This is a genomic window from Streptomyces sp. NPDC014995, assembly GCF_043080745.1.
Lineage (GTDB): Bacteria > Actinomycetota > Actinomycetes > Streptomycetales > Streptomycetaceae > Streptomyces.
In genome coordinates, this window is the sequence record NZ_JBIBVX010000007.1 from 1 (window position 1) to 17,410 (window position 17,410).

General features: G+C 72.5%; 13 protein-coding genes. All 13 read left to right on the top strand.

The genetic code is table 11. From position 1 onward, the window contains the following. Nucleotides 1–856 precede the first annotated feature (856 nt). The 13 genes from ACF1A1_RS15635 (at nt 857) to ACF1A1_RS15695 (ending at nt 17,410) form a co-directional block, all read left to right on the top strand. Nucleotides 857–2,038 (top strand): ROK family protein, encoded by a 1,182-nt coding sequence (locus tag ACF1A1_RS15635; RefSeq protein ID WP_392000215.1) that lies wholly within the window; start codon nt 857–859, stop codon nt 2,036–2,038. A gap of 131 nt (nt 2,039–2,169) precedes the next feature. After that, entirely contained in the window at nt 2,170–3,693 is a 1,524-nt protein-coding gene (locus ACF1A1_RS15640; protein WP_392000216.1) for a sugar ABC transporter ATP-binding protein, read from the top strand. Next, the gene (locus ACF1A1_RS15645; RefSeq protein ID WP_392000217.1) at nt 3,690–4,706 is read left to right on the top strand and encodes an ABC transporter permease; all 1,017 of its coding nucleotides are present in this window, start codon (nt 3,690–3,692) and stop codon (nt 4,704–4,706) included. Before ACF1A1_RS15640 ends, ACF1A1_RS15645 begins: the two co-directional genes overlap by 4 nt. A gap of 17 nt (nt 4,707–4,723) precedes the next feature. Next, nucleotides 4,724–5,785, top strand: coding sequence for a substrate-binding domain-containing protein (locus ACF1A1_RS15650; protein ID WP_392000218.1), 1,062 nt, complete (start codon nt 4,724–4,726; stop codon nt 5,783–5,785). Nucleotides 5,786–6,353: 568 nt separating this feature from the next. After that, entirely contained in the window at nt 6,354–7,568 is a 1,215-nt protein-coding gene (locus ACF1A1_RS15655; RefSeq protein ID WP_392000220.1) for a Gfo/Idh/MocA family protein, read from the top strand. A gap of 13 nt (nt 7,569–7,581) precedes the next feature. After that, entirely contained in the window at nt 7,582–8,580 is a 999-nt protein-coding gene (locus ACF1A1_RS15660; RefSeq protein WP_392000221.1) for a sugar phosphate isomerase/epimerase family protein, read from the top strand. A gap of 94 nt (nt 8,581–8,674) precedes the next feature. Beyond that, nucleotides 8,675–11,179 (top strand): PQQ-dependent sugar dehydrogenase, encoded by a 2,505-nt coding sequence (locus tag ACF1A1_RS15665; protein WP_392000222.1) that lies wholly within the window; start codon nt 8,675–8,677, stop codon nt 11,177–11,179. Between the two features lie 12 nt (nt 11,180–11,191). After that, complete coding sequence (locus tag ACF1A1_RS15670) at nt 11,192–12,535, top strand: ThuA domain-containing protein (RefSeq protein ID WP_392000224.1); 1,344 nt, start codon at nt 11,192–11,194, stop codon at nt 12,533–12,535. Nucleotides 12,536–12,716: 181 nt separating this feature from the next. After that, the gene (locus ACF1A1_RS15675; protein WP_392000226.1) at nt 12,717–13,847 is read left to right on the top strand and encodes an inositol-3-phosphate synthase; all 1,131 of its coding nucleotides are present in this window, start codon (nt 12,717–12,719) and stop codon (nt 13,845–13,847) included. Nucleotides 13,848–14,074: 227 nt separating this feature from the next. Next, nucleotides 14,075–14,965: an SCO3242 family prenyltransferase gene (locus ACF1A1_RS15680; protein ID WP_392000700.1), complete on the top strand. Its 891-nt coding sequence runs from the start codon at nt 14,075–14,077 to the stop codon at nt 14,963–14,965. Next, nucleotides 14,962–15,888, top strand: coding sequence for a sugar phosphate isomerase/epimerase family protein (locus ACF1A1_RS15685; protein WP_392000227.1), 927 nt, complete (start codon nt 14,962–14,964; stop codon nt 15,886–15,888). The genes ACF1A1_RS15680 and ACF1A1_RS15685 overlap by 4 nt, the downstream gene beginning before the upstream one ends. Continuing rightward, the gene (locus ACF1A1_RS15690; protein ID WP_392000229.1) at nt 15,885–16,562 is read left to right on the top strand and encodes an EboA domain-containing protein; all 678 of its coding nucleotides are present in this window, start codon (nt 15,885–15,887) and stop codon (nt 16,560–16,562) included. The genes ACF1A1_RS15685 and ACF1A1_RS15690 overlap by 4 nt, the downstream gene beginning before the upstream one ends. Continuing rightward, the gene (locus tag ACF1A1_RS15695) at nt 16,562–17,410 is read left to right on the top strand and encodes a TatD family hydrolase (protein WP_392000230.1); all 849 of its coding nucleotides are present in this window, start codon (nt 16,562–16,564) and stop codon (nt 17,408–17,410) included. The genes ACF1A1_RS15690 and ACF1A1_RS15695 overlap by 1 nt, the downstream gene beginning before the upstream one ends.

Genomic DNA, 17,410 nt, shown 5'->3' on the forward strand with positions numbered 1-17,410 from the left:
GGCACCGGCGAATGCCCTGCCAAGGGACTCCTCCCTAGCCCTGCTGTGCTCGAAACTCATCCGTTGTGCCCCTCTCTGAGCATGTCGGGCACCCACGCCTCACCTTGTACATACGGGGAAGACAGACGGGCGGTCAACCGCGTTCGCGCCCTTCGGACCAACGGCTCCAGCACGGCCCACTGCTCGTCCGTGAGATCTCCCTACCGTCCGAACCGCGATCACCCACAGTGCAAGATCCGCTTTCGATACACGGCCTAGGTGGGGGTCGGTCCGCGGACTGCACACGGTCGCCAGTCGCCCGGTAGCCGGTCTGCGGATCGCATACGGTCGTCACCGGTCACGCGGTCGCTCGGACACCGCATACAGTCGCCAACGGCAATACGGTCGCCCGGAGACCGCATACAGCCGTCGGCGACCATACGGTCGCTCGTAGATCGCATACCGCCGTCACCGGCCGAAAGCCCCGCCGTCACCGGCCGAAAGCCCCGCCGTTCGAGGGCGTCCCCGGGCCGGTTCGGGTCGCCGGCCGCGCCTCGCCCACCGGCGGAGTCCCTCAGTACGGCCGGATCGGCTCAGTGCCCGCAGGGGCCTCCCACTCCGCCCGGCCCCAGACGAGTCCGGCGCCGCAGACGCCCCCGCGGGCCTGATTCTCCCGATCGCCGCCCCCACCTGGCGCCGGACGAGAAACCGATCTCACCTTGCGTCCGCATCCGAAGCAGGCCTTTGTCCTGTGAGTGGAGAAAGTTCACAGCAATTGGTGCATGACTTCTTCCCAGTCCCGGCGACCGCTGCTACGTTCCCCTCGAAAGCCCGACAGCAGGCGGCCGATTGAGGCGGGGAGGGGCTCGTGAGACGCATGACGGCACGACCCGCGAACGCGCATCAGGCCCGGCTGCTCAAGCTGCTGCGCGACGGCGGCCCCAACTCCCGTGCCCAACTGGGCGACCAGGTCGACCTCTCACGGTCCAAGCTGGCCGTGGAGGTCGACCGGCTGCTGGAGACGGGACTGGTGGTGGCCGACGGACTCGCCGCCTCGCGCGGCGGCCGCCGCTCCCACAACGTCCGGCTCAACCCCCAACTGCGTTTTCTCGGCGTCGACATCGGCGCGACCTCGGTCGACGTCGCGGTCACCAACGCCGAACTGGAGACGCTCGGGCACCTCAACCAGCCCCTCGACGTGCGTGAGGGACCGGTCGCGGTCTTCGAGCAGGTACTGGCCATGGCCGCGAAGTTGAAGGCGACGGGACTCGCCGAAGGCTTCGACGGCGCCGGCATCGGTGTTCCCGGTCCGGTCCGCTTCCCCGAGGGCGTACCGGTCGCGCCGCCGATCATGCCGGGCTGGGACGGCTTCCCCGTGCGGGAGGCACTCAGCCAGGACCTCGGCTGCCCCGTCATGGTCGACAACGACGTGAACCTCATGGCGATGGGGGAGCAGCACGCGGGCGTCGCCCGCAGCGTCGCCGACTTCCTCTGCGTCAAGATCGGCACCGGTATCGGTTGCGGCATCGTCGTCGGCGGCCAGGTCTACCGCGGGACGACGGGCAGCGCGGGCGACATCGGGCACATCCAGGCCGTACCCGACGGACGCCCCTGCGCCTGCGGCAACCGCGGTTGCCTGGAAGCCCACTTCAGCGGCGCGGCCCTGGCCCATGACGCGGTGGAGGCGGCCCAGCAGGGCCTCTCGGCGGAGCTCGCGACGCGGCTGGAGACGAACGGCGTCCTCACCGCCGCCGATGTCGCCGCCGCGGCCGCCGCGGGCGACGCGACCTCCCTCGACCTGATCCGCGAGGGCGGCAACCGCGTCGGCCAGGTCATCGCCGGACTCGTCTCCTTCTTCAACCCCGGCCTGGTGGTGATCGGCGGCGGGGTGACCGGCCTCGGCCACACCCTGCTCGCCGCCATCCGCACCCAGGTCTACCGCCAGTCACTTCCCCTGGCGACCGGCAACCTGCCCATCGTCCTGGGGGAGTTGGGGCCCACCGCCGGCGTGATCGGCGCGGCCCGCCTGATCAGCGACCACCTGTTCTCACCCGCGTGACCCCGCCCTCGTAACCACCGAGTCCCGCACGCCCCGCCCGCACAGCGCACTGCTCTGCCCTGCCCCGAGAACGCCCCACATCCCGCGTTCCGCCCTGACTCCGGCCCGCACGCCCGCCGAGGGGAACCCACATGGCACCAGAACCACCGCTGCTCAGCATGTCCGGCATCACCAAGTCGTTCCCCGGAGTCCGGGCCCTGGACGGCGTCGACCTCGACGTCCAGGCCGGCGAAGTGCACTGCCTGCTCGGCCAGAACGGCGCCGGGAAGTCGACCCTCATCAAGGTGCTGGCCGGCGCCCACCAGCCCGACGGCGGCACGATCCGCTGGCGCGGTGACGCCGTCACCCTGCGTTCACCGATCGCCGCCATGCGCCTCGGCATCGCCACCATCTACCAGGAACTCGACCTGGTGGAACACCTGTCGGTGGCCGAGAACGTCCACCTCGGCCACGAACCCACCACCGCCGGCTTCGTCGTACGCGCAAGGACCGCACGCACATCGACAGCGGAACTCCTACGGCGGCTCGGGCATCCGGAGATCGACCCGGCCCGGCTGGTGGGCGAGTTGTCGGCGGCGCAGCAGCAGATCGTCTCGATGGCGCGGGCGCTCTCGCACGACGTCCGGCTCATCGTGATGGACGAGCCGTCCGCCGCCCTCGACCCGGACGAGGTCGACAATCTCTTCCGCATCGTCGGCGACCTCACCGCCGACGGCGTCGCCGTCGTCTACATCTCCCACCGCCTGGAGGAGATCCGCCGCATCGGGGACCGGGTGACCGTGCTCAAGGACGGCCGCGCGGTGGCCGGGGGGCTGCCCGCGAAGACGACGCCGACCCGTGAGGTCGTCGCGCTGATGACGGGACGCAACGTCGAGTACGTCTTCCCCGAGCGGCCGGCACGGGCCGCGCCGGCCGCCGGGACGCCGCTGCTGGAGGTCCGGGGCCTCGCCCGGGACGGCGAGTTCGAGCCCCTCGACCTGACCCTGCGGCCCGGAGAGATCGTCGGCCTCGCCGGACTGGTCGGATCCGGACGCTCCGAGATCCTCGAGACGATCTACGGCGCCCGCAAACCGACGGCCGGCGAAGTCCTCGTCGGCGGGCGCCCGTTGAAGGCGGGCAGCGTACGGGCGGCGGTCCGCGCGGGACTCGGCCTCGCCCCCGAGGAACGCAAGGCGCAGGCGCTGCTGATGCTGGAGTCCGTCACCCGCAACGTCTCCGTCTCCTCCCTCTCCCGCTTCTCGCGGGCCGGCTGGATCGACCGCGGCGCCGAACGCGGCGCGGCCCGCGCCGCCACCCGTGAGCTGTCGCTGCGGCCCGACAACCCGTCCGTGCCGGTCCGCACGCTGTCCGGCGGCAACCAGCAGAAGGCCGTCCTGGCGCGCTGGCTGCTGCGCGGGTGCCGCGTCCTGCTGCTCGACGAACCGACCCGCGGTGTCGACGTCGGCGCCCGCGCCGAACTGTATGCAGTCGTCCGCCGACTGGCGACGGAAGGCATCGCCGTGCTGCTGGTGTCCAGCGAGGTCCCCGAGGTGCTCGGCCTCGCCGACCGCGTCCTGGTGCTCCGCGAGGGCCGCGTCGTGCACACCGCGCCCGCCCGCGAACTCGACGAACACCGCGTACTCGACCTCGTCATGGAAGGAAGCCCCGCGTCATGACGCAGCCCGTCTCCCCACCGAGGGGCGGCACCGACAAGGTGCCCCAGGTCCACCTCCCCGGCTGGCGCGGCCTCGTCGCCCGCGCCGACGTCCGCACCCTCTCCCTCCTCGGAGTGCTGGCCGCGCTGATCGTCATCGGCGGCATCACCAAGCCCGACGAGTTCCTCGACACCCGCAACCTCCAACTCGTCCTCACCCAGGGCTCCGTGATCGGTGTCGTCACCGTCGGCATGACCTTCGTCATCACCTCCGGCGGCATCGACCTGTCCGTCGGCGCGATCGTCGCCCTCGCCTCCGTGTGGGCGACCACCGTCGCCACCCAGGAGTACGGCTTCGGCGGCATCCTCTTCACCTCCGTCCTCGTCGGCCTGGGCTGCGGCCTGGTCAACGGGCTGCTGATCGCGTACGGCGGGATGGTCCCGTTCATCGCCACGCTCGCCATGTTCGCCTCGGCCCGCGGACTCGCCCTCCAGATCACGGACGGCAAGACGCAGATCGTCACCGTCGACGGCATCCTCGACCTCGGCGAGCGCGACGCGTACGTGCTCGGCGTGCCGCCCCTCGTCATGATCTTCGCAGTCGTGACGATCATCGGCTGGCTCCTGCTGAACCGCACCACCTTCGGCCGGCGCACCATCGCCGTCGGCGGCAACGCGGAGGCCGCCCGCCTCGCCGGCATCGACGTACGACGCCAGCGGCTCTACCTCTACCTGCTGTCCGGACTGTGCTGCGGCATCGCCGCCTTCCTGCTGATCATCCTGTCCGGCTCCGGCCAGAACACCAACGGCAACCTCTACGAACTCGACGCCATCGCGGCCGCGATCATCGGCGGCACCCTGCTCAGCGGGGGCCGCGGCACCATCACCGGCTCCGTGCTCGGCGTGCTGATCTTCACCACGATCACCAACATCTTCGCCCTGAACAACCTGCAGAGCGACGTCCAGCAGATCGCCAAGGGCGCGATCATCGTCGCCGCCGTGCTGGTCCAGCGCCGTACCGCGAGCACGACCTGAGGAAAGGGTTCACCGTCATGCCAGAGCCGACGTCTTTCACGAGCCGCTTCACCAGCCGCAGAGGCCTGCTCCTCGGGACCGCCGCCGTCTCGGCCGGCACCCTCCTCACGGGTTGCACCAGCAACGATCCGAAGAGCGAGGAGCCGGCCGCGAACGACCGGCCGGCCGCCGACGACAAGCCCGGCAAGCAGGTCACCATCGGCTTCGCCGGACCCCAGGCCGACCACGGCTGGCTCAACGCCATCAACGACAACGCCGAGAACCGCGCGAAGAAGTACTCCGACGTGACCCTGGAGATCACCGAGGGCTCGAACGACACCGCCCAGCAGATCGGCCAGATCGAGACCCTCATCAACAAGAAGGTCGACGTCCTCGTCGTCCTGCCCGCCGACGGCAAGGCCCTCACCCAGGTCGGCCTGAAGGCGATGCGCGCGGGCATCCCGGTCATCAACCTCGACCGAATCTTCAACTCGCCCCAGGCATACCGCTGTTGGATCGGCGGCGACAACTACGGCATGGGCCTCAACGCCGGCCACTACATCGGCGAGAAGCTCAAGGGGAAGGCCGACGCCCGCGTCATCGAACTGGCCGGCCTGGACAACCTCGAGCTCACCAAGCAACGCACCCAGGGCTTCGACGACGCCCTGAAGAACTACCCCAACATCAAGAAGGTGGCCCGCCAGGCAGCCGAGTTCACGGTCGAGTCCGGGCAGGCCAAGATGGCCCAACTCCTCCAGGCCCAGCCGACGTTCGACGCGCTGTGGAACCACGACGACGACCAGGGCGTGGGCGCGCTGCGCGCCGTCGAGCAGGCGGGCCGCGACGACTTCCTCATGGTCGGCGGAGCCGGTGCCCTCTCCGCCTTCCAGGCGATCAAGCAGGACAGCGGCGTCCTGAAGGCGACCGTCCTCTACCCGCCCACGATGGCCGCCTCCGCCATCGACCTCGCCCGCGCCCTCGGCCAGGGCAAGGGCGCCGGCGGCCTCGCCGAGTACGAGATCCCCGCGTCGATCACCCTCTACTCGGCGGTCGTCGACAAGGAGAACGTCGACCAGTACATGTCCACCGGCTTCCGGTGAGGTGGGCGGACCGGTCGAGGGCGCCGGCCCGTCACAGCGGTTCAGGGGTGCCGGGCCGGGCGGCGGCACCCCGGCCGGTGCGGACCGGGGGGACCGGGACGGGCTCCGGCCGGACCGTCGGCGGCCGAGCGGTCCTGCTCGACCGGTGGCGCAGCTGCCCGCCGTACGGCCCCGGTGGCGCCCGGGAGGAGGCCACCCGCCCTGCGCCGGGGCCGGGCGCACCCTGCCCCGGCGGCCCGCCGCGGTTCACCTGCCAAGTGCCGTTCGCCCGCGGCCGGGCCCGCACCGCCGAGGGCCCGCAGCCGCTCGCCGCGCGGAAATCACCGGCAACCCCCGGGGCCCACCCCGGGAGAGGCCGGTACCGGTGCCGTCCCGCCGGACACAGGCCACCGACTCCGGCCCGGGGACCGATCCCGGCCCCGCGCCCGCCCCACCCCACCGTCCCGCGCCACGCCCGCCACGACCGGACCACCGCCTTCCCCTGAGGCGCCTCGCCCGGACAGCCCGCGCCACCCACCGCGCAGGCCCCACCCCCCCACCGCGCCACGACGACGAGGAGGACACCTGCATGGAACAGCCGCAGCAGTCAGCGGGACCGGAGGCCGGCAAGCCACCGCTGCGCGTCGGCATGGTCGGCTACGCCTTCATGGGCGCCGCCCACTCCCAGGGCTGGCGCACCGCGGGCCGCGTCTTCGACCTGCCCCGCCGCCCGGTCCTCGCCGCCCTCTGCGGCCGTGACGCGGTCGCCGTACGCGCGGCGGCCGACCGGCACGGCTGGGCGGCGACCGAGACCGACTGGCGGGCACTGGTCGAACGGGACGACGTCGACCTCGTCGACATCTGCACGCCCGGCGACAGCCACGCCGAGATCGCCCTCGCCGCGCTGGCGGCCGGCAAGCACGTCCTGTGCGAAAAGCCCCTCGCGAACACCGTCGAGGAGGCGGAGACCATGGCGCGCGCCGCCGAATCGGCCTACGCCGCGGGCCGGCTGGCGATGGTCGGCTTCAACTACCGCCGGGTGCCCGCCACCTCCCTGGCCCGGCAGATGGTCGCCGACGGCCGCCTCGGCACCCTGCGGCACGTGCGGGTGACGTACCTTCAGGACTGGCTGGTCGACCCGCAGTTCCCACTGACCTGGCGACTGCGCCGCGAGTCGGCCGGCTCCGGTTCGCTCGGCGACCTGGGCGCCCACATCGTCGACCTCGCACAGCACCTCGCGGGGGAGCGGCTGGCCGGCGTCTCCGCGCTCACCGAGACGTTCGTACGGCAGCGGCCGCTGCCCGGCGGAACGACCAGCGGCCTGGCCGCCGGCACCGGCACGGTCACCGGCACCGGCACGGTCACCGTCGACGACGCCGCCCTGTTCACCGGACGCTTCGCCTCCGGCGCCCTCGCCTCCTTCGAGGCGACCCGCTACGCCACCGGCCGCAAGAACGCCCTGCGCCTGGAACTCAACGGTGAGCGCGGCTCGTTGGCCTTCGACCTGGAACGCCTCAACGAGCTGTGGTTCCACGACGCCACCGAACCCGGCGCGCACGCCGGCTTCCGCCGCATCCTCGTCACCGAACCCGACCACCCCTACCTGGACGCCTGGTGGCCCCCGGGCCACGGCCTCGGCTACGAGCACACCTTCGTCCACCAGGCGCGCGACCTCGTCCACGCCATCGCCGCAGGCCACCGGCCCGAACCTTCCTTCGCCGACGGGCTCCAGGTCCAGCGCGTCCTCGCCGCGGTGGAGGAGAGCGCCGAGAAGAACTCCGTCTACACCCCGATCGCCGACTGAGGAGGGCCCTACCATGCCGCGCAGGTTCACACTCTTCACCGGCCAGTGGGCCGACCTGCCCCTGGAGGAGGTCTGCCGCCTCGCCCGCGACTTCGGCTACGACGGCCTCGAACTCGCCTGCTGGGGCGACCACTTCGAGGTGGACAAGGCCCTCGCCGACCCCACGTACGTGAAGTCCCGCCACCAGCTCCTGGAGAAGTACGGCCTGAAGTGCTGGGCCGTCTCCAACCACCTGGTGGGGCAGGCCGTCTGCGACGCCATCATCGACGAACGCCACCGGTCCATCCTGCCCGCCCGCATCTGGGACGACGGCGAACCGGAAGGCGTCCGCCGGCGGGCCGCCGCCGAGATCGCCGACACCGCGCGCGCCGCGGCCGCCTTCGGTGTCAACACCGTCATCGGCTTCACCGGCTCCGCCATCTGGCACCTGGTGGCCATGTTCCCGCCCGCCACCGAGACGATGATCGAGCGCGGGTACGAGGACTTCGCCGAGCGCTGGAACCCGATCCTCGACGTCTTCGACGCGGAGGGCGTGCGGTTCGCGCACGAGGTCCACCCCAGTGAGATTGCATACGATTACTGGACGACTGTACGCACGTTGGATGCGGTCGACCGCCGACCGGCTTTCGGCCTCAACTTCGACCCCAGCCACTTCGTCTGGCAGGACCTCGACCCGGTCGGCTTCCTCTGGGACTTCCGCGACCGCATCTACCACGTGGACTGCAAGGAGGCCCGCAAGCGCCTCGACGGCCGCAACGGCCGCCTCGGCTCCCACCTGCCCTGGGGCGACCCGCGCCGCGGCTGGGACTTCGTGTCCGCCGGCCACGGCGACGTCCCCTGGGAGGACGTCTTCCGCATGCTGCGCTCCATCGGCTACCAGGGCCCCGTCTCCGTGGAGTGGGAGGACGCCGGCATGGACCGGCTCCAGGGCGCGCCCGAGGCCCTGACCCGCCTCAAGGCCTACGACTTCGAGCCGCCGTCGGCCTCCTTCGACGCGGCGTTCGGCAACTGAGCACCACCGAAGCTCCTTTTCCGCTCTCCGGGATGACGGCGCATCCCGGCGCAAAGCACCCGCCCGTACAACCGGCCCCATCCTGGAGGCACCCGTGCACGGGAACGACCGCACCACCCGCACCGGCAGAAACAGGACCCATGGACGACGCCACTCGCTGCGCAGGGCGGTCGCCCTGCTGAGCGGAGCCCTGCTGGCAGGGGCGTCCCTCACCCTCACCGCACCCCAGGCCGGTGCAGCCGTCGCCGGCCAGGCACCCGCGGCGGCCGCCGCGGAGGACTTCCAGCAGGTCACCCTCGCGAAGGGCGAGGCCGAGGTCGGCGAGCCGATGTCGCTCGCGGTCCTCCCCGACCGCTCGGTCCTGCACACCTCCCGCGACGGCGAACTCCGCATCACCGACGCCGCGGGCACCACCCGCCTGGCGGGCAAGCTCGACGTCTACTCCCACGACGAGGAGGGCCTCCAAGGCATCGGGGTGGACCCGGGGTTCACCACGAACCGTTTCATCTACCTCTACTACGCACCGCCGTTGAACACCCCCGCGGGCGACGGCCCGGAGACCGGAACGGCCGCCGACTTCGCCCCCTTCGACGGCGTCAACCGTCTCTCCCGGTTCGTCCTGAAGGCCGACGGGACGCTGGACACCGCCAGCGAGACGAAGATCCTCGACGTCCCGGCCTCCCGCGGCCTGTGCTGCCACGTCGGCGGCGACATCGACTTCGACGCGGCGGGCAACCTGTACCTGTCGACGGGCGACGACACGAACCCCTTCCAGTCGGACGGCTTCACGCCCATCGACGAGCGTCCGAACCGCAACCCGGCCTTCGACGCCCGGCGTTCCTCCGGCAACACCAACGACCTGCGGGGCAAGATCCTGCGCATCAAGGTCGACGCCGACGGCTCGTACTCCATCCCCGCCGGCAACCTCTTCCCGCCCGGCACCGACAGGACGCGGCCCGAGATCTACGCGATGGGCTTCCGCAACCCGTTCCGCTTCAGCGTCGACCAGGAGACCGGGATCCTCTACGTCGGCGACTACGGCCCCGACGCCGGCGCCGCCGACCCCGCGCGCGGACCGGCCGGCCAGGTCGAGTTCGCACGTGTCACCGGGCCCGGCAACTTCGGGTGGCCGTTCTGTACGGGCGACAACGACCCGTATATTGCATACGATTTCGCGACGGGTGTATCCGGCGCCCCCTTCGACTGCACCGCCCCGAAGAACACCTCACCGCACAACACCGGCCTCATCGACCTGCCCCCGGCCCAGCCCGCCTGGATCCCGTACGACGGCGCCTCCCTGCCCGAGTTCGGCGACGGCTCCGAGTCCCCGATGGGCGGCCCGGTCTACCACTACGACCCCGCGCTCGACTCGCCGGTGAAGTTCCCGGAGGCCTACGACGGGGACTTCTTCGCCGGGGAGTTCGGCCGCCGCTGGATCAAGCGCATCACCAGCGACGCCGACGGCACCGTGCAGACGATCAACGACGTACCGTGGACCGGCACCCAGATCATGGACATGGCCTTCGGCCCCGACGGCGCCCTCTACGTCCTCGACTACGGCGTCTCCTGGTTCGGCGGCGACGAGCACTCCGCCCTGTACCGCATCGAGAACGCCACCGACGGCCACTCCCCGGTCGCCCAGGCCGCGGCCGACCGCACCTCCGGCCAGGCGCCGCTCAGGGTGCGCTTCTCCTCCGCGGGCACGACCGACCAGGACGGCGACGCCCTCACCTACAGCTGGGACTTCGGCGACGGCACCACGTCCACCGCGGCGAACCCCACCCACCGCTACAGGAAGAACGGCACCTACACGGCGACCGTGACCGCGAAGGACCCGAGCGGCCGCACCGGTAGCGCCAGCGTGCAGATCGTGGTCGGCAACACCGCTCCCCGGGTGACGCTCGAACTCCCCCAGGACGGCCGGATGTTCACCTTCGGTGACGCGATCCCCTTCACGGTGCGGGTCACCGACCCCGAGGACCGGACCATCGACTGCGCCAAGGTCAAGGTCACCTTCATCCTCGGCCACGACAGCCACGGCCACCCCGTGACCTCCGCGAACGGCTGCACCGGCACCATCCGGACCAGCGCCGACGGCGGCCATGACGACGACGCCGACATCTTCGGCGTGTTCGACGCCGAGTACACCGACGGCGGAGGCGGCGGCCAGGCCGCGCTCACCTCGCACGACCAGAACCTCCTCCAGCCCCGCCACCGCCAGGCCGAGCACTTCGGCGACTCCTTCGGCGTCACCGTGACCCCGCGCGCGAACGCGCACGGCGGCAGGACCGTCGGCGGGATCACCCACGGCGACTGGATCTCCTTCACGCCGTACGCCCTCGCCGACGCCCGGAAGATCACCGCGCGCGTCTCCTCCGCGGGCACCGGCGGCACCCTCGAGGTCCGCGCCGGCTCGCCGACCGGCACCCTGCTCGGCAAGACGACCGTGCCGGTGACCGGCGGCTGGGACACCTTCCAGGACGTCGGCGCCGACCTCTCCCGCGCCCCCAGGGGCACCACCACCCTCTACCTCGTCTTCAAGGGGAGCGGTTCCGATGCCCTGTACGAAGTCGACGACTTCACCTTCACGACAGGCTGAGAGGAGGCTGCCATGCGCTCAACCAGTCGACTGACCACGGCAGTCGTGGGAGCCGCCCTGCTGCTGGGCTGCGTCTCGGGGCCCGCCGTCTCGCACGCCCCCTCCCCGCGGGAGGAACGGGTGCTGGTCTTCACGAAGACGGCCGGCTTCCGGCACGACTCGATCCCCGACGGCATCGCCGCGGTGGAACAGCTCGGCGAGACCGGCGGCTTCACGGTCGACGCCACGGAGGACGCGGGCGCGTTCACGCCGTCCAACCTGCGGCGCTACGACGCGGTCGTGTTCCTCTCGACGACCGGGGACGTCCTCGACGACACCCAGCAGCGGGCCTTCGAGGACTACATCCGGCGCGGCGGAGGGTACGTCGGCATCCACGCGGCCGCCGACACCGAGTACGACTGGGCCTTCTACGGCGGCCTCGCCGGCGCCTACTTCCGGTCGCACCCGGCGATCCAGCCCGCGACGGTCGTCGTCGAGGACCGTGCCCACCCGGCGACCTCGGGGCTCGCCAGGACCTGGAACCGCACCGACGAGTGGTACGACTACCGTTCCAACCCGCGCGACCGGGCCCACGTCCTGGCCTCCCTCGACGAGTCCTCGTACACCGGCGGCACCATGGACGGCGACCACCCGATCGCCTGGTGCCAGAACTACCAGGGTGGCCGCGCCTTCTACACCGGCGGCGGTCACACGAAGGAGTCGTACGCGGATCCGGTATTCCGCACACACCTGGTCGGCGGAATACTGTATGCAGTCGGCGAGGTTCAGGCCGACTGCCGACCGGAGACCGGATACCGTCCACTCTTCGACGGCACGTCACTGGACGGCTGGAAGCAGGCCGGCCCCGGCTCCTTCACCCTGGACGACGACGGCACCCTCATGTCCTCGGGCGGGATGGGCCTGCTCTGGTACGCCGCGTCGGGCTTGTCGTCGTACTCGGTGAAGCTCGACTGGAGGATGTCCGGTGCGTCCGGCGACGACAACTCCGGTGTGTTCGTCGGTTTCCCGCCCTCCGACGATCCGTGGTCGGCGGTGCACAACGGCTACGAGGTCCAGATCGACGCCACCGACGTGCCCGAGAGGACGACCGGGTCCGTCTACGGCTTCCAGTCCGCCGACCTGAAGAAGCGCGACCGTGCGCTGAACCCGCCGGGGGAGTGGAACACGTACGAGATCCGCGTGGAGGGGGAACGACTCCGCGTCTGGCTCAACGGAGTGAAGATCAACGACTTCACGAACACCGATCCCGTCCGGAGCCTGCGCGACGGGCATCTCGGCCTGCAGAACCACGGAGCCGACGACCAGGTGTCCTTCCGCAACGTCCGGATCAAGGAACTGCCCGCGCGGGGCGACTGAACGGCGGCGGGCGGAGGACGCCGGACCTCCGCCCGCCGTCACCACCCCATCCCCGGCCTTGCCCTGCCGCCCCCGCCTTCCCCTGCCGCCCCCGCCTTCCCCTGCCTTCCCCGCCTTCCCTCCCTTTCCTGATCTTCCCGCCCTTCCACGCCGAGGTTCGCGCCCGACAAGGAGGCTGCCCATGTCCGCGCCCCGCTCGCTCCCCCCTCGCGTCGGCGTCTGGCTGATCGGCGCCCGCGGCTCCGTCGCCACCACCGTCGTGGCGGGCTGCGCCGCCCTGACCGCGGGACTGCACCCGCCGACCGGCCTGGTCACCGAGACCGCGGCGTTCGCCGGCAGCGGCCTGCCCGCCCTGTCGTCCCTGGTGTTCGGCGGGCACGACACGCTCGACTGTCCTGTGCCCAAGCGCGCCGAACAGCTCGCCGCCGGCGGGGTCCTCCCACCCGGTCTGCCCTCCGCCGTCGCGGCCGAACTCACGGCCGCCGACCGGGAGATCAGACCGGGCGGCCCCCTCCCCGGCGACACCCGCGACGAGGAGCAGCTGATCAGCGCCTTCACCACGGACCTGCGCGACTTCGTACGACGCAACGGCCTGGCCCGCGCGGTCGTGGTGAACGTCGCCTCCACGGAACCCGCGCCGCCGGGCCCCGCCCTCCCACCGAGCTCGCTGTACGCGGCGGCCGCCCTGCGCGCCGGCTGCCCGTACGTCAACTTCACTCCCTCCGCGGGCCTGCACCACCCCGCCCTCGCCCCGCTCGCCGCGTCGAGCGGTCTGCCGTACGCCGGCCGTGACGGCAAGACCGGCCAGACCCTCCTGCGTTCCGTCCTCGGCCCGATGTTCACCCAGCGGGCGCTCACCGTGCGGGCCTGGTCCGGCACCAACCTGCTGGGCGGCGGTGACGGAGCGGCCCTGGCCGACCCGGCGGCCGCTGCCGCCAAGAACGCCGGCAAGGAACGCGTCCTCGCCGACACCCTGGGCACCACTCCCGAGGGCCGGGTCCACATCGACGACGTGCCCGCCCTCGGCGACTGGAAGACCGCCTGGGACCACATCGCCTTCGACGGTTTCCTCGGCACCCGCATGATCCTGCAGACCATCTGGCAGGGCTGCGACTCGGCCCTGGCGGCTCCTCTCGTCCTCGACCTGGTCCGTCTCCTCGCCCGCGCCCACGAGCGGGGACTGTCCGGCCCGCGCCCCGAACTCGCCTTCTTCTTCAAGGACCCCGTCGGTGACGCGCCGTCGTCCTTGGCGGAGCAGTACGGGGAACTGGAGAGGTTCGCCCGTCGGCTGAGCGCCGGAGGGGAGGCGTGAGCGGGGGAGAGGCCACGCGTCGGGCCGACGCGCCGGCGTCCGTCCCGACCGGGCCGGCCACAAGGCCACGCACCGTACCGTCGCCGTCGCCGTCGCCCGACGGAGCCCCGGCCACCGAGCCGTCGCCCGACGGAGCCCCGGCCACCGAGCCGTCGCCCGACGGAGCCCCGGACGCCGACGGGGGCCGCCGCCCCGCGGACACCGCGCCCGGCACCCGGGCACCCCGCATCCACCACCTGGGTGCCTGGGCCGAACTCCTGCGCCTCCCCGCGCTCTGCACGGTCCCCGGGGACGCCCTCGCGGGTGCCGCCGCCCTCACCGCACGCCCCAATCACCGCACCCTGCTCGCCATCGCCTCCTCCGTCTGTCTGTACGAGGCCGGCATGGCCCTCAACGACTGGGCGGACCGGAGGGAGGACGCCGCCGAGCGCCCTCACCGCCCTCTTCCGTCCGGCCGTGTCCGGCCGGCCGCGGCCTTCACCGCGGCCTGCGCCTTCACCGCAGCCGGTCTTGGCCTGGCCGCCCGGGCGGGCCGCCCGGCGCTGGCGGTCGCGGCGCCTCTGGCAGCGACCGTCTGGTCGTACGACCTCGTCCTGAAGCGCACGCCCGTGGGCCCGTCGGCCATGGCCGCCGCCCGCGGCCTGGACCTTCTCCTCGGCGCCGCGGCCACGGCCGGCCACGTCCGCCCGGCCCTCCCCTCGGCGGCACTCCTGAGTAGCCACACCCTCGCGGTCACGACGGTCTCCCGCCAGGAAACCCGCGACGGCACACCGGCGGCGCCCCTCGCAGCCCTGGCCACGTCGGGTGCGCTGACGTGGCTGCTGAGCCGCCGGCCACCGCATCGCCGGCCGTCGAGCCGCCGAGACCCGCGCCTGCCCGCGCTGCTGACCACGGCACTCTCCGTCGCCTACGCCGCGACCACCGCCCGCCCCTACGTCCACGCCGCCCTCAACCCGTCACCCCCTCTCACCCAGCGAGCCGTCGGTGCCGGCATCCGCGCCACGATCCCCCTCCAGGCCGCGCTCGCCGCGCGGTCCACGGCCACCACCTCCGCGCTGCTCACGGTCGCGCTGGCCCCGGTCGTCCGGAGACTCGCGAGGCGGGTGAGTGTCACATGAGGCCCCCGCTGCCCGGTGCCGAAGCACCCCCGCACCCGCTCCGTTTCGGGTACGGCACCAACGGCCTCGCCGACCTCCGTCTCGAGGACGCCATCTGCCTGCTCGCCGACCTCGGCTACGACGGCGTCGGGCTGACCCTCGACCACATGCACCTCGACCCGCTCGCGCCGGACCTGGCCGCCCGCACCCGGCGCGTCGCACACCGGCTCGACGCGCTGGGGCTGGAGGTCACCGTGGAGACCGGCGCCCGTTACGTCCTCGACCCGCGCCGCAAGCACGGCCCCTCCCTCCTGGACGCGGACCCCGGGGGCCGCGGCCGCCGGGTCGACCTGCTGCTCCGCGCGGTGCGGGTGGCGGGCGACCTCGGTGCGCACGCCGTGCACTGCTTCAGCGGAACCGTCCCGCCCGGCACGGGCCGGGACACCGCCTGGCAGCGTCTCGCCGCATCCCTCACCCCGGTCCTGGACGCCGCCGCCACCGCCGGCGTCCCGCTCGCCGTCGAGCCCGAACCGGGTCATCTCCTCGCCACCCTCGCCGACTTCCACCACCTGCGTCTCCTCCTCGGCGACCCGCAGCCCCTCGGCCTCACCCTCGACATCGGTCACTGCCAGTGCCTCGAACCCCTCCCTCCCGTCGACTGCGTCCGTGCCGCGGCTCCCTGGCTGCGCCACGTCCAGATCGAGGACATGCGCCGGGGCGTCCACGAGCACCTGCCGTTCGGAGACGGCGAGATCGACTTCCCGCCCGTCCTCGCCGCCCTGTCCGCCACCGGCTACCAGGGTCTGACGGTCGTCGAACTGCCCCGCCACTCCCACGCGGGACCCCACCAGGCCGAACTCTCCCTCCCCTTCCTCCGCCGCGCGGCGGCGGCGTCCGTACCACCCGGCGAGCCCTCCGCCACCCCCGAAGGGAGCACCCCATGACGACCCGCCCGCGCACCACCGCGGCAACCCCGGCCACCACATCCCAGGGCGCCGCCACCGCCCCCCTCGACGCCCTGCGGGCCCACCTCGAGACCCACCTTCCTCCCGCCGCCCGCGCCTGGTTGCGCCAGGCGCTCGAAGAGGCGGCCGCGCATCCCGGCATCCACGGCCCCATCTCCGTGTGGGAGCTGCGCCTGGCCGAGGCCGGGCGCCGCTGCGGCAGCCGGTACGCCGACGCCGCCCGCGTGCTCGTCCTCCACGCCGCCCGCGCCGACCCCGTGGCGCTCACCAGGGTGTACTTCCAGGGCACCGCCGACGAACGGCGCGCCGTCCTGAAGGCCCTGCACCACCTCCTGCCCGGCCCGCAGGCCCTGCCGCTCGTCGAGGACGCCCTGCGCACCAACGACACCCGGCTCCTGGCCGCCGCCGTCGGCCCCTACGCGGCCCGGCACCTCGATGCCCACGCCTGGCGCCACGCCGTCCTGAAGTGCCTCTTCACCGGAGTGCCGGTCGAGGAGGTGGCAGCCCTCGAAGAGCGCGCCCGCGGCGACGCCGAACTCGCCCGCATGCTCGGCGACCACGCCGCCGAACGCACCGCCGCGGACCGTCCCGTCCCCGGGGACCTGTACCGCGTCCTGGCCCTGACCGGCTCCCCCCACGGCAAGGAGTCCTGATGCGCGTCTTCGACCCCCACATCCACATGACCTCCAGGACCACCGACGACTACGAGGCGATGTACGCGGCCGGTGTCCGCGCCGTCGTGGAGCCGTCCTTCTGGCTCGGCCAGCCCCGCACGTCGCCCGCCAGCTTCCTCGACTACTTCGACTCCCTCCTCGGCTGGGAGCCCTTCCGTGCCGCCCAGTACGGCATCGCCCACCACTGCGCGCTCGCCCTGAACCCCAAGGAGGCGAACGATCCGCGCTGCGTCCCGGTCCTGGACGAGCTGCCCCGGTATCTCGTCAAGGACCAGGTCGTCGCCGTCGGTGAGATCGGCTACGACTCGATGACCCCCGCGGAGGACACCGCCCTCGCCGCCCAGCTGCACCTCGCCGCGGAGCACGGGCTGCCCGCGCTCGTGCACACCCCGCACCGCGACAAGCTCGCCGGCCTGCGCCGCACCCTCGACGTCGTCCGGGAGTCCGCCCTGCCGGAGGACCGTGTCCTGGTCGACCACCTCAACGAGACCACGGTGAAGGAGGCGTGGGACAGCGGGTGCTGGCTGGGCTTCTCCGTGTATCCGGACACCAAGATGGACGAGCGCCGGATGATCGGGATCCTGCGCGCGTACGGCCCTGAGCGGATCCTGGTGAACTCGGCCGCCGACTGGGGCAGGAGCGACCCGCTCAAGACCCGCGGCGTCGGCGACCTGATGCTGGCGGAGGGTTTCACCGAGGACGACGTCGACCGTGTCCTGTGGCGCAACCCGGTCGCCTTCTACGGTCTCAGCGGCCGGCTGAACCTCGACGTCGCCGCTCCCGGGGCCACCCATGAGGGCAACTCCGTGCTGCGTGGCGGGGAGTGA